General features: G+C 72.6%; 19 protein-coding genes. 12 read left to right on the forward strand and 7 right to left on the reverse strand.

Features of this window, described 5'->3' with window-relative positions; genetic code table 11:
• Nucleotide 1: 1 nt before the first annotated feature.
• Nucleotides 2–814 carry a CpaB family protein gene (locus ABD327_RS00200; RefSeq protein ID WP_344447962.1) on the reverse strand — a complete coding sequence of 271 codons (813 nt, stop codon included), beginning with the start codon at nt 812–814 and terminating at the stop codon, nt 2–4.
• 430 nt (nt 815–1,244) lie between these two features.
• On the opposite strand from ABD327_RS00200, the gene ABD327_RS00205 reads away from it, so the two are divergent.
• The 3 genes from ABD327_RS00205 to ABD327_RS00215 all read left to right on the forward strand — a co-directional run bounded on the left by ABD327_RS00205 (nt 1,245) and on the right by ABD327_RS00215 (nt 6,543).
• Nucleotides 1,245–5,633, forward strand: a complete 4,389-nt coding sequence (locus ABD327_RS00205; RefSeq protein WP_344447963.1) for an FtsK/SpoIIIE domain-containing protein — start codon at nt 1,245–1,247, stop codon at nt 5,631–5,633.
• A 176-nt stretch (nt 5,634–5,809) separates the two neighbouring features.
• Nucleotides 5,810–6,169, forward strand: a complete 360-nt coding sequence (locus ABD327_RS00210) for a hypothetical protein (protein ID WP_344447964.1) — start codon at nt 5,810–5,812, stop codon at nt 6,167–6,169.
• On the forward strand, nt 6,166–6,543 hold the full coding sequence (locus ABD327_RS00215) for a PIN domain-containing protein (protein ID WP_344447965.1): 378 nt from the start codon (nt 6,166–6,168) through the stop codon (nt 6,541–6,543). The genes ABD327_RS00210 and ABD327_RS00215 overlap by 4 nt, the downstream gene beginning before the upstream one ends.
• Nucleotides 6,544–6,581: 38 nt before the next feature.
• On the opposite strand, the gene ABD327_RS00220 is transcribed toward ABD327_RS00215, so the two are convergent.
• The gene (locus tag ABD327_RS00220) at nt 6,582–6,854 is read right to left on the reverse strand and encodes a WXG100 family type VII secretion target (protein ID WP_344447966.1); all 273 of its coding nucleotides are present in this window, start codon (nt 6,852–6,854) and stop codon (nt 6,582–6,584) included.
• 251 nt (nt 6,855–7,105) lie between these two features.
• Here ABD327_RS00220 and ABD327_RS00225 point away from each other — a divergent pair, with 251 nt between their 5' ends.
• The 6 genes from ABD327_RS00225 (at nt 7,106) to ABD327_RS00250 (ending at nt 13,242) form a co-directional block, all read left to right on the forward strand.
• Nucleotides 7,106–8,851, forward strand: coding sequence for an acetyl/propionyl/methylcrotonyl-CoA carboxylase subunit alpha (locus ABD327_RS00225; RefSeq protein ID WP_344447967.1), 1,746 nt, complete (start codon nt 7,106–7,108; stop codon nt 8,849–8,851).
• A 186-nt stretch (nt 8,852–9,037) separates the two neighbouring features.
• On the forward strand, nt 9,038–9,400 hold the full coding sequence (locus tag ABD327_RS00230) for a YciI family protein (RefSeq protein ID WP_344447968.1): 363 nt from the start codon (nt 9,038–9,040) through the stop codon (nt 9,398–9,400).
• On the forward strand, nt 9,397–10,653 hold the full coding sequence (locus tag ABD327_RS00235) for an RNA polymerase sigma factor (RefSeq protein WP_344447969.1): 1,257 nt from the start codon (nt 9,397–9,399) through the stop codon (nt 10,651–10,653). Before ABD327_RS00230 ends, ABD327_RS00235 begins: the two co-directional genes overlap by 4 nt.
• Before the next feature lie 101 nt (nt 10,654–10,754).
• Complete coding sequence (locus ABD327_RS00240) at nt 10,755–12,053, forward strand: hypothetical protein (RefSeq protein WP_344447970.1); 1,299 nt, start codon at nt 10,755–10,757, stop codon at nt 12,051–12,053.
• Between the two features lie 42 nt (nt 12,054–12,095).
• Complete coding sequence (locus tag ABD327_RS00245; protein WP_344447971.1) at nt 12,096–12,644, forward strand: TetR/AcrR family transcriptional regulator; 549 nt, start codon at nt 12,096–12,098, stop codon at nt 12,642–12,644.
• A gap of 94 nt (nt 12,645–12,738) precedes the next feature.
• On the forward strand, nt 12,739–13,242 hold the full coding sequence (locus ABD327_RS00250; RefSeq protein WP_344447972.1) for a DoxX family protein: 504 nt from the start codon (nt 12,739–12,741) through the stop codon (nt 13,240–13,242).
• Nucleotides 13,243–13,340: 98 nt separating this feature from the next.
• On the opposite strand, the gene ABD327_RS00255 is transcribed toward ABD327_RS00250, so the two are convergent.
• The 3 genes from ABD327_RS00255 to ABD327_RS00265 form a co-directional block, all read right to left on the reverse strand.
• Entirely contained in the window at nt 13,341–15,026 is a 1,686-nt protein-coding gene (locus tag ABD327_RS00255) for a phospho-sugar mutase (protein WP_344447973.1), read from the reverse strand.
• Nucleotides 15,023–15,820, reverse strand: a complete 798-nt coding sequence (locus tag ABD327_RS00260) for a purine-nucleoside phosphorylase (protein ID WP_344447974.1) — start codon at nt 15,818–15,820, stop codon at nt 15,023–15,025. Before ABD327_RS00260 ends, ABD327_RS00255 begins: the two co-directional genes overlap by 4 nt.
• A gap of 104 nt (nt 15,821–15,924) precedes the next feature.
• Nucleotides 15,925–16,383 (reverse strand): gamma-glutamylcyclotransferase family protein, encoded by a 459-nt coding sequence (locus ABD327_RS00265; RefSeq protein WP_344447975.1) that lies wholly within the window; start codon nt 16,381–16,383, stop codon nt 15,925–15,927.
• A 54-nt stretch (nt 16,384–16,437) separates the two neighbouring features.
• Here ABD327_RS00265 and ABD327_RS00270 point away from each other — a divergent pair, with 54 nt between their 5' ends.
• On the forward strand, nt 16,438–17,826 hold the full coding sequence (locus tag ABD327_RS00270; protein ID WP_344447976.1) for an NAD(P)H-quinone dehydrogenase: 1,389 nt from the start codon (nt 16,438–16,440) through the stop codon (nt 17,824–17,826).
• Nucleotide 17,827: 1 nt separating this feature from the next.
• Here the strand turns inward: ABD327_RS00270 and ABD327_RS00275 are convergent, their stop codons facing one another.
• A complete protein-coding gene (locus tag ABD327_RS00275) occupies nt 17,828–18,382 on the reverse strand; it encodes a PH domain-containing protein (protein ID WP_344447977.1) in 555 nt (184 codons plus the stop codon).
• A 100-nt stretch (nt 18,383–18,482) separates the two neighbouring features.
• On the opposite strand from ABD327_RS00275, the gene ABD327_RS00280 reads away from it, so the two are divergent.
• Nucleotides 18,483–19,844 carry an FAD-binding oxidoreductase gene (locus ABD327_RS00280; protein WP_344447978.1) on the forward strand — a complete coding sequence of 454 codons (1,362 nt, stop codon included), beginning with the start codon at nt 18,483–18,485 and terminating at the stop codon, nt 19,842–19,844.
• A gap of 113 nt (nt 19,845–19,957) precedes the next feature.
• Complete coding sequence (locus tag ABD327_RS00285) at nt 19,958–21,403, forward strand: OmpA family protein (protein ID WP_344447979.1); 1,446 nt, start codon at nt 19,958–19,960, stop codon at nt 21,401–21,403.
• Between the two features lie 4 nt (nt 21,404–21,407).
• Here ABD327_RS00285 and ABD327_RS00290 read toward each other — a convergent pair whose 3' ends face one another.
• The gene (locus ABD327_RS00290) at nt 21,408–22,118 is read right to left on the reverse strand and encodes a Uma2 family endonuclease (RefSeq protein WP_344447980.1); all 711 of its coding nucleotides are present in this window, start codon (nt 22,116–22,118) and stop codon (nt 21,408–21,410) included.
• Nucleotides 22,119–22,152 lie beyond the last annotated feature (34 nt).

The following is a 22,152-nucleotide window of genomic DNA, read 5'->3' on the forward strand; positions in this document are numbered from 1 at the left end:
GTCACCCGCCCGGCTTGGTCGTCGGCTGCTGCGGTTTGGACTGGGGCTTGGACTGCGGGGCCTGCGGCATCGTCACCGTGGTGCCCGGCGGGACGACCACGACCGCTATGTCCCCGGCGGAGGCCGCCAGGGTGATGGCCGGCGCCTGCTCGGGCAGCACCTCGACGGAGACGCGGACCTCGGTGCTCGTCCTCGTCTTCGTCTTCGACGCCAGGGACCCGTCGTCCGACGTGGCGGGGGTCTTGTACACCAGGGCGTCGGCCGACAGCATCGTCCCGGGCTTGATGCCCGACTCGCTGCGCCCGCCGACCGCGTAGAGGGCGAGCCTCTGCCCCGGCTTCAGGCCCTCGCTCGGCAGCTGGCCGGCCTTCAGCGACAGGCCGACGAGGACCCGCCCCTTGGCGGTCTCCTGCGTCTGGGTCGTCATGCCGCTGACGAGCAGCGCGCCCGGGGTCAGCGGCACCAGGGCGTACGACTTCGTCACCTCGTCGAGCTCGCTCCAGCTCACGTACGGGATGCCGGTGTCGCCGATCGACACCTGCTTGAGGGCGGTCACGGGGATCTGCTCGCCGGCGGCGACCGCCTTGTCGATGGCGATCGCCGAGACCCGCTGGCCGCTCTGGATGACGAGGTAGGCGCTGACCAGCGCACCTCCCAGGATGAGCAGCACCGCGAGGGCCGCCAGGGCGGGTTTGCGCTCCCGCGGCGGCACCGGCAGCCGCTGTCCGGCGGAGGCCGCGAGGCCGGTGCCGAGGCCGCGGGGGCCGGTGTTGTTGGTGCCGGTCGTCGGCTGACTGGGCTGACTGGTCCTCATCGCTCTGGCCACTCCGGGGGGATATCCGAGCACTCTGCAAACGGCCGGAGCGACCATGCTCGCGGTCTTGACAACCTCACGTCAATGGATTCCGGTACCTGACGCAGTCTCGTAACCCGGTGTAAGAAATTGACCGTTTTTCGGAAGTCCTCAGGGGCGATCCCCGCACATTCGCGCGAGGGGCATGATCAAGAGTAACGGCAGCCCCGCTACCCTTTTCCCCCGATGTGCAAACGCCGTCGCCCTGCCGGAAATCACCGCCGATTCCATCGATCTGACTGACATATGACCGCAGATTCGTCATGGGTGCTGAACGCCTCCGTCCGGAACGGGCTTCGTCCACAGGACGTCATTCGACGGCTCCCGCGCGCCGGGCTCCTGTGGGACTCTTGTGCCGACCTTCCGTCCCCCGGCGAAGCGGGAGTGGTGCGTGCGGATCTCGTTGACGGCGCTGGACAGCTCGGGTCCTCGCGACGTCCTGGTCAGCGGTGACGCGGACGCCTCGGTGGCGGCCGTCGCACGGACGCTGGCGGGGCTGCTCGCGCAGGGCGGGGAGGCCGGGCGGGACGACCGGAGCGGCGGAGACGGCCGGAACGGCCAGAAGATCGTCCCGCTGCAGCAGGCGATCTACGCCGACGGGCGCATGCTCGACCCCACGGCCCGTGCCGCGCGGGAGCTGCGCGACGGCGCGATCGTCACGCTGGACGCCTCCACCGTCCCGGCCACCATGACGTCCGAACCCGGCGGGCTGGTCGAGGTCCGCGTCATCGGAGGGCCCGAGGCCGGGCGGGTGCACCGGCTGGGTCCCGGCGTCGTGAACCTCCCGTCGGGGGTGACGGTGACGGTGGGGCGCTCGGGCACCACGGTGCGCGCCCTGGAGCCGGCGACCCTGGACGGCGAGGAGCTGGACGAGGAGCGGGAATGGCCCGAGGGCGCGGTGCTCGTCCGCGGGAGCACGGTTCTGGCCCTCATGCCGAACACTTCTCCCGACACCCATCTGGAGCCCCTTTCCCAGGGCCTGGCCTTCAACCGGCCGCCCCGGATAGCGCCGCGCCGGGAACCGAAGAGAATGAAGGTCCCCCACCTTCCGGAAAAGCAGGGAAGAGAACGGCTGCGGCTGTTCGGAGCGCTTCTGTTCTCGGTGTTCGGGCTGGTCATGGCCTGGGTGCTGGGGCAGTGGTACTGGGCCCTGTTCGCCCTGGCCTGGCCGCTGATGATGGTCGCCGAATGGATCGGCGACCGCATGTACGGCAGGAAGTCCTACAAAAAGGCCTACAAGGAATACCAGCTTAAGTCCGCTTACTTCTCCAGGGATCTGGAGGCGCTGCGGCGGGCGGACGAGCGGGACCGGCGGGCCGCCCACCCCGACCCCGCCGAGATCCTGCTCACCGCCACCGGACCGCGGCGGCGCCTGTGGGAGCGCCGCCTGAACGACCCCGACACCCTGCACCTCCGCCTCGGCCTCGCCGACCTGGCCGCCGACGTCGAACTGGAGGGCGGCGAGGAGGACGTCCGCGAGGCGCTCGCCCGCAGCGAGCAGGAGATGCCGCCGCTCGCGCGCAGCGTCCCGGTGCCGCTCCCCCTGCCGGAGTACGGCGTGCTGGGCCTCACCGGGCCGCGCGACCGCTCCCGGAGCGTCGCGCGCTGGCTCCTCGCGCAGGCCGCGGTGCTGCACAGCCCCCGCGACCTGTCGATCGTCGTGCTGGCGGCGGACGGGGACGCCGAGCAGGACTGGAACTGGGTGCGCTGGCTGCCGCACTGCGCGCCGCGCGAGGGCGAGGAGTGCGTGGCGCTGGTCGGCGCGGACCCGGCGGGCGCCGCCGCGCGGGTCACCGAGCTCGCCATCAAGATCACCGAGCGGCGCCGGGGGCGGCAGCAGGGCTTCTTCGACGCCTCCTCCCGCCCGAAGGCCGAGGTCCCCTACAACATCCTGCTCGTCCTGGACGGCGCGCGGACCCTGCGGCGCATTCCCGGCATGCCGCAGGTGCTCAAGCACGGGCCCGAGTACGGCGTCCACGTCGTCTGCCTGGACGACGAGGACCGGCTGCTGCCCGAGGAGTGCACCGTCGTCGCCTCCTGGGCCGGCGAGGACCACCTGCGGCTGCGCGGCCACGCCCTGGAGGCGCTCGGGCCGGTCCTCGCCGACCGGGTGAGCGCCCTGTGGGCGGGGCGGCTCGCCCGTGCGCTGGCGCCCGTCAAGGACGTCTCCCGCGAGGACACCGCCGAGGCGCTGCCCGCCTCCGCCCGGCTGCTGGACCTCCTCGGGCTGCCCGACCCCACCGCCGCGCACGTCCTCGACGGCTGGAAGCGCGGCGGGCGCGGCACCCGGGTGCCGATCGGCGTCGGCGGAGGCGGCCCGTTCGAGGTCGACCTGAGCGCCGACGGCCCGCATGGACTCATCGCCGGCACCACCGGCGCGGGCAAGTCCGAGCTGCTGCAGACGCTCATCGCCTCCCTGGCCGTCCGCAACCGCCCGGACGAGATGACCTTCGTCCTCATCGACTACAAGGGCGGCGCCGCCTTCAAGGACTGCGCCGCCCTCCCCCACACCGTCGGGATGGTCACCGACCTCGACGGCCACCTCACCGAACGCGCCCTGGAGTCCCTCGCCGCCGAGCTCCGCCGCCGCGAGCACCTCCTCCTGGAGGCCGGCGCCAAGGACATCGAGGACTACCAGGCCGCCCGCGCCGCGCGGCCCGGCGGACCGCCGGCGCTGCCCCGGCTGGTGCTGGTCATCGACGAGTTCGCGGCGATGGCCGCGGAGCTGCCCGGGTTCGTCGACGGGCTGGTGGACATCGGCCGCAGGGGGCGCTCGCTGGGCGTGCACCTGATCCTGGCCACGCAGCGGCCCGCCGGAGTGGTGACCGCGGAGATCCGCGCCAACACCAACCTGCGGATCGCGCTCCGGGTCACCGACGCGGAGGACTCCTCCGACGTGCTGGAGGTCCCCGACGCCGCCCGCATCTCCAAGGCGACGCCGGGCCGGTGCTACGTGAGGTCGGGGGCGGGCGCCCCTGCCGCCGTGCAGTCGGCGCGGATCGGCGGGAGGCGCGGCGGCGGCAACCGGCCCACCGAGGCGCGGACGCTGGGCTGGGTCCAGCTCGGGCACCCCCTGCCGGTCCACGAGGAGGAGCAGGACGAGCAGGTCACCGACCTGGCGGTGCTGGTGCGGGCGATCGCCGACGCCGCGCGCAAGGCCGGCATCCCGCCCCAGCCGAGCCCGTGGCTCACCCCGCTGCCCGACGCCGTCGTCCTGTCCCCCAGGCCCGCCGCCGGGGGCTCGGTGGTGCGGGTCCCGCCCGTCGAGTTCGGCGTCACCGACCTGCCCGCCGAGCAGAGCCGCGCGCCGCTCGCCCTCGACCTCGAGAACGACGGGCACCTCTACCTGGCCGGATCCGCCCAGTCGGGGCGCACGACGGCGCTGCGCTCCCTCGCCGGGGCGCTGGCCGCCTCCTGCACCCCCTACGACGTGCACCTGTACGCCGTCGACTGCGGCGGCAGCGGGCTGGCGCCGCTCGCCGCCCTGCCGCACTGCGGCGCCGTCGTCTCCCGCGACTCCTACGACCGGGTCGAGCGGCTGCTGAACGCGCTGGGCGCCGAGGTCGGGCGCCGCCAGCAGCTGCTCGCCGAGGCGGGGTTCGCCTCGCTGGCCGAGCAGCGCGCCACCGTCTCGGCGGGCGAGCGGCTGCCCTGGATGGTGCTCCTCCTCGACCGCTGGGAGGGCTTCACCGCCTCCTTCGAGCACTACGACTACGGGCGGCTCGTCACGTCCCTGCTGCGGCTGCTCCAGGAGGGCGCCGCGGTCGGGCTGCGCGCCGTCTTCACCGGCGACCGCACGGGGCTGATGGGCCAGGCCGCGATGGCCTTCGACCGGCGGCTGATCATGCGCATGGCCGATCCGTCCGACTACGGCTACGCGGGCCTGCCCGACGCGCACATCCCCGCCCGCATGCCTCCGGGGCGGGCCCTGCGCGTCACCCCCAACGCCCCGACCCTGGAGTCGCAGATCGGGCTCCTCGGCCAGGACCCGTCCGGCACCGCCCAGGTCGCCGCCCTCCACGCGATCGCCTCCGCCGCCTCGGCCCGCTACGGCAGGGTGCGGCCGGGCCCGCTGCGGGTGGACGAGCTCCCCGCCCGCGTCACCACCGAGGAGGCGCTCGCCCTCGCCCCCGAGCACCGCCCGCCGTCCCCGCTGTGGTGCCTGGTCGGCGCGGGCGGCGACACGCTCTCGCCCGTCGGCATCGACCTGCTGGAGGACGGCCCGTCCTTCATCGTGGCGGGCCCGCCGCGCTCCGGCCGCTCCACCACCCTGATGACGATGGCGCGGTCCCTGCTGGAGCGGGGTGTGCCCCTGCTGGCGATCGCCCCCCGCCGCTCCCCGCTGCGGGAGCTGCGCGACGTCCCCGGCGTGCTGGCCGTGCTCGACTCCACCGCCGAGGAGGCCGAGGTCGAGGCGATCGTCGCCCCCGAGCACCGCTTCGCCGTCCTCGTCGACGACGCCGAGCTCATCGACGAGACCGAGCTGGGCGACGCCGTCCAGTCCCTGCTGCGCAGCGCCCGCGACGGCGAGCACGCCGTCGTCATCGCGGGCACCACCGAGGACCTGGGCCGCGGCTACCGGGGCTTCATCGCCGACGCCCGCAAGACCCGCACCGGCCTCCTCCTGGGCATCCAGTCCCCCGACGACGGCGAGCTCTTCGGCCTCCGCCTCCCCCGCAACGCCACCTACACCGGCCCTCCGGGCCGCGGCCTCCTCGTGCTCTCCGGCATCCCCGCCCCCGTCCAGGCCGCCCTCCCCCCGGCCCCGGAGGAGGACTGACGCCCTCCGGAGGCGGTCCTCCGCCCGGCCCGGCGGGCCGGGCACCGGAACCGGCCGGGTCGAGCGAGGGGAGCGAGTCCGCCGTATGGCCCCAGGCCCGCCACCGCAGACCGTTCATGACCGCGGGTATCTCGAAAATCACAGAGAGTGTCGGATGGTCGTGCCAGGATCTGGCCATGACACCGAAGTTCGATTCCCGAGACGCCCCGGGGTCGGCGGGGGCCCGGGACCGCGCTCGGCGGACGGACCGTTCCGGAGCCCCGTCCTTCCAGATCGACGACCGCATGCGCCGTCACCTCGCCGAGCTCGCCGCGGAGCGGAAGATCTCCGTGCAGGAGCTGCTGGAGAGCGCCTTCGGCCGGCCCCGCGAGCCGGACCTCGCCGAGCTCGAGGAGCAGAGGCGGCACCTGTACGACTTCCTGCTCGCCGAGTACCGCGCGAACGTCGACCCCGAGGGCACCCGCGCCGACTGGGAGCGGTGGCTCGCCGAGGGCACTCCCGCCGAGGAGATCCCCGCCGACACGAGGCCCCGGTGATCCCGCACGTCCTGGACCACACGGCGCTGGTGGCGATCGGCAGCCGCCGCATGGCGCAGATCATGGTCGAGGCCGCCAAGGAGCCGGGGCAGCCCCTGCTGGTCCCCGCCCTCTGCCTGGCCGCCGCGACCGCGAGCCGGCCCCGCCTCGGCGAGTTCCTGCTGACCCTGGACAAGCTCCAGTTCCTGCCCCTGGGCGGCGTCGAGGGCTACTCCCTCGGCGCGCTCCTCGAGAACGGCGCCGACTGGGCCTTCGCCCACGCGGCGCTCGAAGCCCGCCCCAGGGCGGACTCCCCCGACGGCCGGCCGATCTGCACCGTCCTTCCCGCGCGGTACGCGGGCATGGGCGTGACCGTCCGCGAGATCGTCCCCTGAGCCCTCCCCTCGGCGGGGCGGGCCCGCCGGGGCGGGGGTCAGCGGGTGGCGGACTCGATGTTCTGCTGGGAGCGGCGGACGTCGGCGGAGCCCTCTTCGAGGGCGACGGCCATCTTGTCGAAGGCGGACTTGGCCTCGGCCCAGGCGGCGCGGAAGCGGTCGGCTCCGGGGCCCCACCAGATCTCGGCGGAGCCGACGGTGCGGCCGTTGAGGTCCTTGATCAGGGCGTCGAGGTTCTTGGAGTGCCGGGAGAACAGGCGGGCGAGTTCTTCCATCTGGGCGATGTTGCCGCCTCTGCGGTCCGCTCCCATGGGGTGGTCCTTCCGCTCGTAGAGCCGGTTTCCGGCGTACCTTCCACAGCTCACACCACTTCGCCCCCGGGCGGCTCGTCCGGGGCGCGTCCGCATCCGGCCAAAACGGCCTCAGGTGGGTGTTTCAGCTGCGGAAGCGTCCAAATAAGGAGGCGATTACGGAGCAGAAAACCCGATTCCCTAAACTCGCGTTCTGACGGGTCAGGTCAGGGGTGATCCCTCTCGACGGTTCTCAGGGACGGAGACGTACGTTGCGGAAAGTTCTCATCGCCAACCGGGGCGAGATCGCGGTGCGGATCGCGCGCGCATGCCGGGACGCGGGGCTCGGCAGCGTGGCGGTCTACAGCGAGCAGGATCTCGACGCCCTGCACGTACGCGTGGCCGACGAGGCCTACGCGCTGGGCGGGCAGAGCGCGGCCGAGTCCTATCTGAGCGTGGACAAGCTGCTGAAGATCGCTTCCGACAGCGGCGCCGACGCGGTGCACCCGGGCTACGGCTTCCTCGCGGAGAACGCGGACTTCGCCCAGGCCGTGATCGACGCCGGCCTGATCTGGATCGGCCCCCCGCCCGCGGCGATCACCGCGCTGGGCGACAAGGTCCAGGCCCGCCACATCGCGCAGAAGGTCGGGGCTCCGCTGGTGGCCGGCACAGCCGACCCGGTGTCGGGCGCGGACGAGGTCGTGGAGTTCGCCAAGGCCAACGGCCTTCCGATCGCGATCAAGGCGGCGTTCGGCGGCGGCGGCCGCGGCCTGAAGGTCGCCCGCACCCTCGAAGAGGTCCCCGAGCTGTACGACTCGGCGGTGCGCGAGGCCGTCGGCGCGTTCGGCCGCGGCGAGTGCTTCGTGGAGCGCTACCTGGACAAGCCCCGGCACGTGGAGACCCAGTGCCTGGCCGACTCCCACGGCAACGTGGTCGTCGTCTCCACCCGTGACTGCTCGCTGCAGCGCCGCCACCAGAAGCTGGTGGAGGAGGCCCCCGCGCCGTTCCTCAGCTCCGAGCAGATGGAGCTGCTGTACACCTCCTCCAAGGCGATCCTGAAGGAGGCCGGCTACGTCGGCGCGGGCACCTGCGAGTTCCTCGTCGGCCAGGACGGCACGATCTCCTTCCTCGAGGTCAACACCCGCCTCCAGGTCGAGCACCCGGTCACCGAGGAGGTCACCGGCATCGACCTGGTCCGCGAGATGTTCCGCGTCGCCGACGGCGAGGAGCTCGGCTACGGCGACCCCGAGGTGCGCGGCCACTCCATCGAGTTCCGCATCAACGCCGAGGACGCCGGCCGCGGCTTCCTCCCGGCGCCCGGCACGATCACCGGCCTGCAGGCCCCGACCGGTCCCGGCGTGCGCCTGGACTCCGGGTACGTCGCGGGCCAGACGGTGCCGCAGTCGTTCGACTCGCTGGTCGCCAAGCTGATCGTCACCGGCGCCACCCGCGAGCAGGCCATCGAGCGCTCCCGCCGCGCCCTGGCGGAGTTCGTCATCGAGGGCATGCCCACGGTGATCCCCTTCCACCGGGACGTCCTCACCCAGGACGCCTACACCTCGGCGCCGTTCTCCGTCCACACCCGGTGGATCGAGACCGAGTACGACAACACCATCGAGCCGTACGCCGCCGCCACCGAGGTGGAGGAGCAGGCCGAGCGGCAGAAGGTCGTCGTCGAGGTCGGCGGCAAGCGCCTGGAGGTCGTGCTCCCCGCGGGTCTCGGCGCGGGCGCGGCCCCGGCCGCCGCGGGCAAGGCGGCTCCCAAGCGCGGCGGCAAGAAGGGCGGGGCGGCCGCGGCCGGCGGCGACTCCCTCGTCTCCCCGATGCAGGGCACCATCGTCAAGATCCTCGTCGAGGAGGGGGCGGCGGTCGCGGCCGGCGACACCATCGTCGTCCTGGAGGCCATGAAGATGGAGCAGCCCCTCACCGCGCACAAGGCCGGCACCGTCACCGGCCTGTCCGCCGAGGTCGGCCAGACCGTCACCAGCGGCGCCGCCATCTGCGAGCTCAAGGACTGACGGGTCCCTTCCGTCTCCTCCCGGAGGCCGGCGCACGCTCCCCGAGCGCGCACCGGCCTCCGGCCGTTTCCCGGTCCGCCCGGAGGAGCCGTGAAAAAAATCGAGGAGAGAACGGCGGGGGTGTCGAGGCGGCGTGAACGGCTCCGACCGAGGGGTGAGAACACACCGGAACGAAGGGAGACCACAATGAAGTACCTGCTGATGATCTACGGGAACCAGGAGAAGTGGGACTCGATCCCGGCCGAGGAGTTCCCTCAGGCCGTCGCCGCGCAGGACGCCTTCAACAAGCGGTACCGGGAAAGCGGGGAGCTCCTCGGGGCGTACGGGCTGGCGGACGCCGTGAACTCCAAGCTGGTGCGGCGGAAGGACGGGGCCCCGGTCGTCACCGACGGGCCCTACCTGGAGACCAAGGAGTACATGGCCAGCTTCTACCTCCTGGACTGCGAGAGCGAGGAGCGTGCGCTGGAGATCGCGGCGGACATGCCCTTCGCCGACCAGGACCCGGTGGAGCTGTGGCCGGTCCTGCACGAGGCTCCGGCGGACGCGTGAACGGCGTCCCCGCTTTCGAGGGCCTGCTGCGCGAACTCGCGCCGCAGGCCCTCGGGGCCCTCGTCCGGCGGTACGGGCAGTTCGACCTGTGCGAGGACGCCGTCCAGGAGGCGCTCCTCTCCGCGGCCCTGCAGTGGCCCCAGGAGGGCGTTCCGGACAACCCCCGGGGGTGGCTGGTCGCCGTCGCCTCGCGCAGGCTGGTGGACCAGATGCGGGCCGAGAGGTCCCGCCGGGACCGCGAGGACCGCGTCATGCTGGCCACTCCGCAGTCGGAGCTGCTCGGCAGGCCCGCCGACACCGACCCGGAGACAGACCGGGACGACTCCCTGGCACTGCTCTTCCTGTGCTGCCACCCGGCCCTGTCCACGCCGAGCCGGATCGCCCTGACCCTGCGGGCCGTGGGCGGCCTGACCACCGCGCAGATCGCCGCGGCGTTCCTGGTCCCGGAGGCGACGATGGCCCAGCGGATCAGCCGGGCGAAGCAGAGCGTCAGGGCCGCCGGGCTGTCCTTCCGGCTCCCCGAGGAGTCCGAGCGGGCCGAGCGGCTCGCCGAGGTGCTGCACGTCCTCTACCTCGTCTTCAACGAGGGGTACACCGCCTCCGGCGGCGACTCCCTGACCGCGCCCGAGCTGTCCGGAGAGGCCGTCCGGCTCACCCGTCTGCTGCACCGGTCCCTTCCCGGGGAGCCCGAGATCGCGGGACTGCTGGCCCTGATGCTGTTCACCGAGGCCCGCCGCCCGGCCCGCACCGGCGCGGACGGGGAGCTGGTGCCCCTGCCCGAACAGGACCGCGCCCTGTGGGACCGGGCCCTCGTCGACGAGGGCGCCGCCCTGCTCACCGGCGCCCTGAGCGGCCCCTCCCCGTTGGGCCCCTACCAGCTGCAGGCCGCCGTCGCCGCCGTCCACACCGAGGCCGAGCGGGTGGAGGACACCGACTGGCTCCAGATCCTCGCCCTGTACGACCTCCTGGAGAAGATCGCCCCGAACCCCGTGGCCTCCCTCAACAGGGCGGTCGCGGTGGCCATGGTCCACGGCCCCGCCGCCGCGCTGGAACTGCTCGCGGTCCTGGAGTCCGATTCCCGCCTGGCCCGCCACCACCGGCTCCTGGCGACGCGCGCCCACCTCCTGGAGCTCCAGGGCGACCTCTCCGCCGCCGCGGCCGCCTACCGTGCCGCCGCCCACCGGGCCCCCAGCGCCCCGGAGCGCCGCCATCTCCTCTCCCGTGCCGCTCGCCTCGCTCCCGGAGCCTCCTGATCCCAGAAGCCGTCCGAAGGCTTCCGGCGGAACGTGACCGATCAAACAGTCTTTTCCGCCTCTTTGCGATTAAAAAGCCACAAACTGCGCACTATGGACATATGAGATCACTGCGTGTGTTCTTCCTGCTCTTCGTCCTGCTGGCGGCGAGCCTGCCGGCCGGAGCCGCGGGGGCGCACGCGGTGAAAGCGCCCGATCCCCAGGTGGTCTCCGCGCTGCGCAGCGAGAGGTTCTACGCCTCTCCGGACCAGACCTCGCTGGACGCGGCGGGCATCGCCCGGGTGAAACAGGCGCTGAAGGAGTCCGAATCACCGGTGTACCTCATGGTCACCGGCGACATGGGCACCGCCGCCAGTTCCGACCAGTACCTGTCGGACGTGGCGAACGCGGTGGGCAGCACCGGCGTCTACGGGCTGCTGTCGGGGCGGCACTTCGTCGCCGGTTCGCTCGGGCAGACCGGGCTGAACCGCGGCGAGGCCGGCCGGCTCGCCTCGGAGGCCGCCGGCGAGAACCGGGGCGAACCCGCCGACGGGCTGGTCGCCTTCGTCGAGTCGGTGAACGTCGCCAGCGGGCAGAAGCCGTCCACCGCCAGCAGCGCCCTCACCTACGGGTTCCTGGGGGTGCTGCTGCTCCTGGTGGTCGGCGGGTTCTTCTACGTCAGGGCGGGCAGGCGCCGCCGGGCCCGGGACGAGCAACGGCAGATGCAGGAGCTCAAGCAGGGGGTGGAGGAGGACGTCACCCGGCTCGGCGAGGACATCGCGGCGCTCGACCTCGACCTGAAGAGCCCGAAGGTCGACCAGGCCGCCAAGGACGACTACGTGCGCGCCCTGGACTCCTACGACCGCGCGAAGGCCGCCACCGAGTCCGCCCGCACGTCCGAGGACATGGAACGGGTCACCCAGGCCCTGGAGGACGGCCGCTACTCGATGGTCGCCGTCCGGGCCAGGCAGGCCGGCGAACCCGTCCCCGAACGCCGCGCCCCCTGCTTCTTCAACCCCCAGCACGGCCCGTCCGTCAAGGACGTGATGTGGGCCCCGGTCGGCGGGCGACCACGCGACGTACCGGCCTGCGCCGCGGACGCCGAGCGGGTCGAGAACGGGTACGACCCCGAGGCCCGGATGGTGGAGGTCTCCGGGCAGCGCCGCCCCTACTGGGAGGCCGGACCGCAGTGGGCCCCCTACGCGGGCGGTTACTACGCCGGTTACGGCGGGTTCGGCATGCTCAACTCGATCCTCCTGGGCACCGCGATCGGCTCGATGTGGGGCGGCGGGCTGGGCATGGGCTACGGCACGGTCGGCCACTCCGACGGGTTCGGCGGCGGTGGGGACTTCGGAGGCGGAGGTGACTTCGGGGGGTTCGGCGACTTCGGCGGTGGCGGTTTCGGCGGCGGAGATTTCTGAGGAGGGTTGCGGAGTTAGTTATCAGTCACTAACCTTCCTGTCATGAGCCCGAGGATGAGCGCGGAGGAGCGCCGCCGATGCGTGGCCGCCGTGGCGATGAGCGAGTTCGCCCGCGGCGGTTACGAGGGCACCTCCACCGAGTCCATCGCCAGGCGGGCCGAGGTCTCCCAGCCCTATCTGTTCCGCCTCTTCTCCAACAAGCGAGCCATCTTTCTGGCCGCGACGCGGCTCTGCCTCACCCGGACCCGCGACACCTTCGTCGAGGCCGCCGAGGGGGTGCCGCCGAACCAGGTCTACGGAGCACTGGCCGGCGCCTACCTGGAACTGATCGCCGACACCGACCTGCTGATGATGCAGATGCAGGTCCAGGTCGCGACCTTCCAGGCCCAGCAGCGCGGGGACGAGGAGTTCGGGCAGATCGTCCGGCGCGACTGGAACGAGCTCTACGACACCGTCCACCTGCTGCTCGGCGGGGACCCCGCGATCACCACCGAGTTCCTGTCCTCCGGCATGATGATCAACACCTGGGTGGCCCTGGGCTACCCGCCCGAAGACCGCGTCTGGACCGGCGTGAGGCTTTCCTCCGGCTGATTCCCGAGGGCCTCACGGCCCTCTTTTTTCACCCTCGAAAGTTATTGGTCAATCACTACCTAAGCCGACCGGCCCGCCCCTTGGAGAAAAAATCATGTTCACGACCCTCCTGCTCCTCGCCGTCCCCTTGCTGGGATTCCGCCTCCTCGGCTCGCTCGGGGTCCGCGGGTTCACCGATCTGCGGATCTGCGCCGCCCACGGCATGGCCGTCATGCTCGTCTTCACCGGCTTCGCGCACTTCCTTCCGGAAAGCGTCACGGTGATGCCCAACCACGACGACATGGTGGCGATGGTCCCGTCCTACGTCCCGTTTCCCCGTTTCATGGTCTACGCGACCGGAGTGCTGGAGTTCCTCGGCGCACTCGGACTCGTCCTGACGAGAACCCGCCCGGCGGCCGGCGCCTGCCTCGCCATCCTGTTCGTCCTGATGTTCCCGGCCAACGTCCACGCGGCCGTCGAAGAGATCCCGCTGAACGGCGACCCGGCCACACCGCTCTGGTTCCGCGTTCCCGAGCAGGTCCTCTTCATCGCCGTCGCCCTCTGGGCGTCCGGAATCACGCGCCGGTTCCGCTCCGCGGCGCCCGCGCCCGTCTCCTGACGCCCGGAAGCGTGAAGCCCGGTTCCGGATCTCTCTCCGGAACCGGGCCTTCGGCCGCGAAAGTGGCATGCGGCCGATCAGCGATGCCCATCGATGATCTAGGCGGGCAGGTGGGCCGCCATCGCCGTCCTCAGGGACTCCAGTCCGGTGGCGGCCGCTTCCCGTGCGGCCGCGACGTCGTCGCCCTCCACCGGCACGACGACCTCGAGGTAGCACTTGAGCTTGGGTTCGGTGCCCGACGGGCGGACCACCACCCGGGCGCCGCCTTCCAGCCGGAACCGCAGGCCCTCGGTGGGCGGCAGGTTGTCGACGCCCTCGGCCAGGTCGTCCATCCGCTCCACCGCGCGGCCGCCCAGTTCGGCGGGCGGGGCCTGGCGCAGCGCCGCCATCGCCTCGTCGATCAGCGCCTTGTCGGCCACCCGCACCGACAGCTGGCCGGTGGCGTGCACGCCGAAGCGCCGCGCCTGGTCGTCCAGGAGGTCCAGCAGCGTCCGGCCGTCGCGCTTGGCCTCGGCGGCCAGCGCCGCCACCGCCAGGGCGGCGCCGATCCCGTCCTTGTCGTGCACCGGGACGCCCCGGTCGCCGCCGAGGCTGTAGCCGAGGGCCTCCTCGTAGCCGAAGACGAGCCGGTGGGTGGGCGAACCCGCCCGCATGATCCACTTGAAGCCGGTGAGGGTCTCGGAGTAGTGCGCCCCGTACTCCCGGGCGATCCTCCCCAGCAGCGACGACGAGACGATCGTGGTCGCGACCAGCCGGTCGTCGCCGCTCGTGCGGCGCAGCACGTGCTCGGCCAGCAGACCGCCGACCTCGTCCCCGGTGAGCATGCGCCCGCCGCCTCCGGGCAGCGGGACGGCGACCGCGCACCGGTCGGCGTCCGGGTCGTTGGCCAGCGCCAGGTCCGCGCCGACCCGGCCGGCCAGCTCCAGCACCAGGTCCATCGCCCCCGGCTCCTCCGGGTTGGGGAAGGCGACCGTGGGGAAGGCCGGATCCGGCAGGCACTGCTCGGGCACCACCAGCGGCGCGGCGAACCCGAACTCCATGAACGCCCGCAGCGCCGTGGCCGCCCCGACGCCGTGCAGCGGGGTGTAGGCGACCCGGACGTCCCGCGCGTCCCCCAGCGGGATCCCGCGCAGCGCCTCCAGGTACGCCTGGACGATCTCGTCCCCGAGAACCTTCCAGCTCTGGTCGTCCGGGCCGCGGGAGCCGCCGGGCGCCACGCCCAGCGGCAGCTCGTTCACCGGCCCGACCGCCTCGATCGCGGCGGCGATCTCCTCGTCGACCGGCGGGACGATCTGGGAGCCGTCGCTCCAGTAGACCTTGTAGCCGTTGTCGCCCGGCGGGTTGTGGCTGGCGGTCACCATCACCCCGGCGTCGGCCGACACGTGCCGCACCGCGTACGCCAGGACGGGCGTGGGCAGCGGGGCCGGCAGCAGCCAGGGGCGGATCCCCATGCCCGACAGCACCGCCGCGGTGTCCAGCGCGAACCTGCGGGAGCCGTGGCGCGCGTCGTAGCCGATCATGACGGCCTGGCCCTGCGCCTCCCGCCCGGCCAGCAGCGTGCGGCCCAGCCCGGCCGCGGCCCGCATGACCGTCACCCGGTTCATCCGGTTGGGGCCGGCGCCCAGCTCGCCGCGCAGCCCGGCGGTCCCGAACTCCAGGGAGGAGCCGAACCTGTCGGCCAGCGCCGCGGTGTCCCCGCTCTCCAGGATCAGGCCGAGCTCGGCCTGGGTGACCGGGTCGGGGTCCTGGGCGAGCCACAGCTCCGCGCGTTCCCGCAGGTTCACAGCCGCTCCACCACCGTCACCAGCAGGCGCCCCATGCGCTCGGCGGCGGCCAGCCCTGCCGCCAGCACCTCCTCGTGGTCGAGCAGGGAGTCCGACAGGCCCGCCGCGATGTTCGTCACCAGGGAGATGCCCAGGACCTCCGCGCCGCCCTCGCGCGCCGCGATCGCCTCCAGGACCGTGGACATGCCGATGAGGTCGGCGCCCAGCGTCTGCAGCATGCGGATCTCGGCCGGGGTCTCGTACGTCGGGCCGCGGAACGCCGCGTAGACGCCCTCGTCCAGTTCCGGGTCGACGCTCCTGGCCAGCGTCCGCAGCCGCTTGGAGTAGACCTCGGTGAGGTCGAGGAAGGACGTGCCGGTCAGCGGGTTGGCCCCGCTCAGGTTCAGGTGGTCGCCGATCAGCACCGGGTCGCCGATCTTCTGCTTCTCCGGGCGCAGGCCTCCGGCGGCGTTCGTCAGGACGACGGTCTCGACCCCCGCGGCCAGGGCCGTGCGGACGCCGTGGACCACCGGGTCCACCCCCCGGCCCTCGTACAGGTGGGTGCGGCCGAGGAAGACCAGCGCGTTCTTGTCTCCGACCCGCACCGCGCGGACCTTCCCGCCGTGCCCCTGGACGGCCGGGGCGGCGAACCCCGGCAGGTCCGTGAACGGCAGCTCGAACTCCGGTTCGCCGATGACGTCGGCGGCCGGAACCCATCCGGAGCCCATGACGAGGGCCACATCGAATTTCTCGAACGTTCGCTCGGTCAGCGCGGTCGCGGCCTCACGGGCCAGCTCATACGGGTTGTTCTGCACTCCACCAGGCTAGGGGGACGGTGAAGTCGACACGCGCCGAATCTCTACCAAACTCTCCGGTGCCGCTCCGGCGGGTTTTGGAGGGTTCTCCAGGTGGGGCGGGATCAGGGCTCGGTGCCGAGGGTGTCGCAGGGCCGGGCCCGCAACTCCTTGACGTAGGGCTCGGGCGCCCCCGCCTTCTCCGCGGCGTCGGCGATGATGCCGAGGAACCGCGCGGAGGGCAGGCCGCCCTCGTAGGCGTCGAGGACGTAGATCCAGGCCAGCTCCTCGCCGAAGAGGGTCTGCACCCGGACCCTGATCTTGGTGTAGAGGCCGAGTTCGTGCCCCTCCCAGGCGTCCAGGGCCTGCTCGTCCAGTTCGGGGACGTCGTAGAGGGCGACGAAGACCTCGGCGCCGGAGTCCTCGACGACGGTGGCCAGCGCACCGTCCCAGCCGATCTCCTCACCGCCGAAGGTCAGCCGCCAGCCCTTCAGCCAGCCGGTGTCGCGCAGGGGCGAGTGGGGAGCCCGCTCGGCCATCTGGTCGGGGTCCAAGTTGGAGGCGTACGCCGCATACAGAGCCACGCTGCCTTAGAGTACCGGCCCGCTCATCGCCCTCCGTGCGGGAGAATGGGCGTTGTGAGCACGCGTATCGTAATTCTGGGTGGAGGACCGGGCGGTTACGAGGCCGCCCTCGTTGCCGCGCGTCTGGGCGCGGACGTGACGGTGGTGGAGCGCGACGGCCCCGGCGGCGCCAGCGTCCTCTACGACTGCGTCCCGTCCAAGACCCTGATCGCGACCTCCGTCCGGATGTCGGTGCTCAGCGAGTCCTCCCGGCTGGGCGTCCAGTTCGACGGCGGACCCGACGGCGAGGTCGGCGGGCTCACCGCGGACCTCCCCCGCATCAACAAGCGGGTGAAGGACCTGGCCCGCGCCCAGTCCTTCGACGTGGCCGACCGGCTCGGCTACGAGGAGGTCAAGATCGTCCGGGGCGAGGGCCGGCTCGACGGCCCGAGCACCGTGGTGGTCGGCGACCGCCGGATCGAGGCCGATGTGATCATCATCGCCACCGGCGCGACCCCCCGCGTGCTGCCCGGGGCCGAGCCGGACGGCGAGCGCATCCTCACCTGGCGGCAGCTGTACGACATGGACGAGCTCCCCGAGGAGCTGATCGTCGTCGGGTCCGGCGTCACCGGCGCCGAGTTCGCCGGTGCCTACCTGAGCCTGGGCTCGAAGGTGACGCTCGTCTCCTCCCGCGACCGGATCCTGCCCTCCCAGGACGCCGAGGCCGCGTCCGTCCTGGAGGACGTCTACCGGCGGCGCGGCATGAACCTGCTGAGCCGCTCCCGCGCGGGCGCCGTGGAGCGGTCCGGCGACGGCGTCGTGGTGACCCTGGAGGACGGCCGCAAGGTCCACGGCTCGCACTGCCTGATGACCGTCGGCATGGTCCCCAACACCCGCGGCATCGGCCTGGAGAAGGCCGGGGTGAAGCTGGGCCCCGGCGGCTACGTCGAGACCGACAAGGTGTCGCGCACGTCCGTGCCGAACATCTACGCGGCGGGCGACTGCACCGGCATCCTGGCGCTGGCCTCGGTCGCGGCGATGCAGGGCCGGATCGCGGTGTGGCACACGCTCGGCGAGGCCGTCCAGCCGCTGAAGCTCGGCTGGGTCAGCTCCAACATCTTCACCGACCCCGAGGTCGCCTCGGTCGGCGTGACCCAGCAGATGGTCGACAACTGCGAGGTCGACGCCCGGACCGTCATGCTGCCGCTGAACACCAACGCGCGGGCCAAGATGCAGGGCTTCGAGGACGGCTTCATCAAGCTGTTCTGCCGCCGCTCGACCGGCATCGTGCTGGGCGGGGTGATCGTCGCGCCGCGCGCCAGCGAGCTGATCATGACCCTGGCCGTGGCGGTGCAGCAGCACCTGACCGTCGACCAGCTGGCGCACACCTTCACCGTCTACCCGTCGCTGACGGGCAGCATCCAGGAGGCCGCCAACCGCCTCACGGTCGACTCCGCCTACTGATCTACGGCACCAGCAGCAGGACGGCCAGCGCCGCCAGCGGGACGAGGACGGCCGCCAGTGCGGTCCAGGACCAGGCGGCGGCCACCTCGCCGTCACCTCCGGACCGGGCGCGCACCTCCTCCAGCCGCTCGGCCGCGAAGTCGACGGGCGTGCGTCCCGCCGCCTGCTCCGCGAGGTTCCCGGGCAGCTTCGGATCGGGCTTCGCCCTCCGCGCCCGCGCCACGGACCGCGCGGAGGCCTGGACCGCCCACGCCTCGACCTCGCCGCCGTCGTAGGCGACGGTCAGCGCGCGGCCCGGCCGGATCTCCTTGATCCGCCGCCACGGCAGCCGCGTGGTGCGGAACGGGTTGCGGACGACCAGCGCCGTCTCCTCGGCCGCCACGCTCGGCCGCAGCCCCAGCGCGTACGCCAGCCCGCACCCGAGCAGCAGCACCGCCGCCGCGATCGCCGACGCCCTGTCCCTGCCCCGGAACGCCACGTCCAGCAGCGCGGCGGCCGCGATGACCAGCCACACCCAGCCGACGATCAACCCGAGAACGGAACGGAACGGCTTCATCCTTCCAAGATAGTGCGAACTTCTCTCGCCTCCCCCGCCGTCCAATCCACTGCACCACCTCCCCCGCCGCCTTCGAACACGCCAGCCTTGAAGGGGCAAAGTGAACGAGCAAAACGGGGTATCGGCCGAGGATCTGCGCAAGGCTCTGCGGGGGCGGGTGCTTCTGCCCGGCGAGCCCGGATTCGAGACGACCGCCACTTCCTGGGACCTGTCGGTCCGGCAGCGGGTGAGCGCGGTCGTGGAACCGGCGGACGCGCACGACGTGGCCGCCGTCGTCATCCACGCCCGGCGGACCGGGCTGAGCGTGGCGACGCAGGCGTCCGGCCACGGGGCGACCGAGGCGCTGAACGACACGATCCTGGTGCGCACGGGGGCGCTGCGCGGGGTCGAGATCGACGCCGACCGGTCCGTCGCCCGGATCGAACCCGGCGCGCGCTGGGGAGACGTCCAGGCGCCGGCCGCCCAGTACGGGCTGACCGGGCTGTGCGGCAGCTCGCCCGTGGTCCCCGCGACCGGCTACCTGCTGGGCGGCGGGCTGAGCTGGTTCGGCCGCAGGCACGGGCAGGCCGCCGGATCGGTCCTGGCCGCCGAGATCGTCGACGCCGAGGGCGTGCGGCGGCGCGTCACCCGGGCCGACGACCCGGAGCTGCTGTGGGCGCTGCGCGGGGGCGGCGGGGACTTCGCCCTGGTCACCGCGCTGGAGATCGAGCTGTACCCGGCGTCCGAGCTGTACGGCGGACGCGTCATCTGGCCGGCCTCCCACGCGGCCGAGGTCCTGGCGGCCTTCCGGGAGCTGACGGCCGGCGCGCCCGACGAGCTGACCGCCTGGTTCACGATGCTCACCCCGCCGCCCCTCCCGGACATCCCGGAGGCGATGCGGGGCCCGCTGGTCGCCATCGACGTCACCTACCTGGGCGACCCCGGCAAGGGCCGGGAACTCACCCGGATCCTCGATTCGATCCCCGGCGTGCTCGCCGACGGACGCGGCCCGCTGTCGCCCGCCGAGGTGGGCGCCATCTGCGCCGAGCCGGAGGACCCGACGCCGATGCTGTACCGCAGCGAACTGCTCGCCGAGTTCACCCAGGAGGTCGCCGACAAGCTGCTGGCGGCCGTCGGAGGCGACGGCGTCGGCCCGCTGGCGGTGCTCCAGGTCCGGCATCTGGGCGGCGCGCTGGCCCGTCCCGTCGACGGCGCGTGCGGAGCCGTGGCCGAGCCGTACCTCCTCGGCATGCTCGGCGTCACGTTCGCGCCCGGGCTGGAGGACGCCGTCCGCGCCCGCCAGGGTCAGATCGTCTCCGCGCTCGAAACCCACCTCAGCGGACGCAAGCCGTTCACGTTCCTGCGCAGCGACGAGTCCGCGGCGGACGCCTTCCCGCCCGAGACGCTGGCCAGGCTGCGCGACGTCAAGCGGCGCCGCGACCCGCACGGCATCTTCCGCAGCAACTTCCCGGTGCTCGCCTGACGCCTGACGGCCCCCGGGAAACCGGGGGCCGTCCTTCCTTTCATGGACCGGGAAGGGGGGAAGGTGGTCGAATGTCAGTTACCGCTGGCCCTCCGACCCCCCTGGAGACTGCGATGCGCCTGCTCCCGATCGCCGCCCTTCTCGTCCTGGCCGTCGGCTGCAGCAGTACCGAGGACCCGCCTCCCGGCCGGCCTTCCCAGGAAGGCGCGCCTCCGGCCTCGTCCGGGCCGTCGGCCTCCGGGCCCCCGGCGCTCGCCGCGGTGGACGTCGACACCAAGGTCAAGGCCCGCGTCGAGGTCGTCGGCCTCAACCGCTACGGGGGCGGCGATCACGTCCTCGCCCAGATCCGGGTCACCAACAACGACGGCGCGGACTTCGACCCGCTGAACCACCTCGCCGACGACACCGACGCCACCCCCGACACCGACCAGGCGGGCGGCATCTTCCTCCTGGACCCGGCGGCGCGCCGCGTGGTGAAGCCCCTGCAGACCGACCGCGGCTGCGTGTGCAGCACCGTGGAGAACGCCCTGGACTCGTTCCTGAAGCCGGGCGAGCAGAAGACGTTCTTCGCCGTCCTGCCCGCCCCGTCCGGCGGCGCGAAGACCGCGACCCTGCTGACCCCGATGTCGCCGCCGCTGGTGAACGTCCCGATCAGCGACTCCCCGCCCTCGGGCCAGGCCTTCCCCGAGCCGGTGGGCGAGAGCGTCTCCTACCCGCTGGACGCCCACTCCGAGGACGACGACAGCGAGCTGCGCGACGACGGGAAGAAGGTCGAGGTCAGCCTCTCCGCCGACGTCCTGTTCGCCACCGGCTCCCACACCCTGACCTCCGCCGCAGGCGCTCTCATCGAGAAGACCGCGGCCCGGATCTCCGGCGGCTCCGGCGGCTCCGTCGAAGTAGAAGGCCATGCCGACTCCACCGGCAGCGCCGCGATCAACGACCCGCTGTCGCGCCGCCGCGCCGAGTCCGTCGCCAAGCGGCTGAAGACCCTCGTCCCCGACGCGGACTTCCAGACCGAGGGGTTCGGCTCCTCCCGCCCCCTGTACCCCAACACCAACGCCGAGGGCCGCCGCCGCAACCGCCGGGTGACCATCGCCTTCACCCCGGCCGAGCGGCCCGAGCCCTCGCCGTCCGCGCCCGCCCCGGCCGCTCCCCCTGCCACCTCGGCGGACTTCACCGTGGCCGTCGACCCGCTGCGCCCCCTGGGAAACGGGCTCTCCCTGCTCACCTACGCCCTGACCAACAACGGCCCGGGCCAGGTCTCCTTCCGCCGCCTCACCGACGACACCGAACGCACCTGGCTGAAGTTCCGCTTCTGGGCCGCCGCGAACGCCAAACTCGTCGACGGAGACCGGCGCATCCCCCCGGCCCGCTACCTCCTGGGCACCCCGGCCCAGGGCTGGGCCCAGCTCTGCCTGTGCACCAAGACCTCCGGCGTGGCCCTGGGAGCCGACCAGTTCGCCCCCGCCCAGACCAAGCACTTCTGGGCGGTCGTCCAGTCCCCCTCGGGCCCCGTCACCGCCGAGATAGCCGGCCTCCCCGCCCCGGTCCCGAACTGACCGGCTACGCCCAGGTCCGCCACTCGTCGGTGGGGATCTTCAGCCCGAAGGGATCGGGAAGGACGACGGCCTCCCCGAAGGCCCACGTCTGCTCGTCCAGATACGCGCCGGTGGCCGCGTCCGGGATCGTGTAGAGAACCACCCGCGCGGCTTTCGGGTCCCGGTCGATCAGCAGGTAGTAGGGGATCTCCGCACGCGCGTAAGCGGCCCACTTGGTGGCGCGTCCATCCACCGGCGGACGCTCCCGCCGGATGTTTCCCCATGACGTCACCTCCATCACCAGTTCGACCTCGTCCGAGATCAGGGAGGTCACCTGGGCATGCCGCGCGGCTTTGATCGTCGCGCTCTCCCCCACCACCAGATCGGGTATGAAGCCGAAGTCCTCCCCCAGAGAGACCATGTCGAGGCTCACTCCCTGCTGACATCTCCATTCGTGCTCGACGTCCGTCTGCCGAGCCCGGACGAACGCTTCGGAGACGTCCTCGACGATCGCTCCGTGATCCAACGCCGGTGCCGGTGACACGACGACTTCTCCCCCGATGACCTCGACCCGGGCCCCTTCGTGCATGTCGACCAGGCCGGCCGCATCGACCGCGTCACCCAGTTCCCCGCGCATGAACAGGGCATGCGGCGTGTCCTGGAGGTCGAGCTGGCTGGAAAGAACAGCCTTGATCACTTTCAGCGCCCCCTCGCTCACGTTCTGCTCGCGCAGCATCGTAAGGAGAGGACCGCTGTCGCCGTATGCGGTT

The sequence above is a fragment of the Actinocorallia aurantiaca genome (genome assembly GCF_039533685.1).
GTDB lineage: Bacteria > Actinomycetota > Actinomycetes > Streptosporangiales > Streptosporangiaceae > Actinocorallia > Actinocorallia aurantiaca.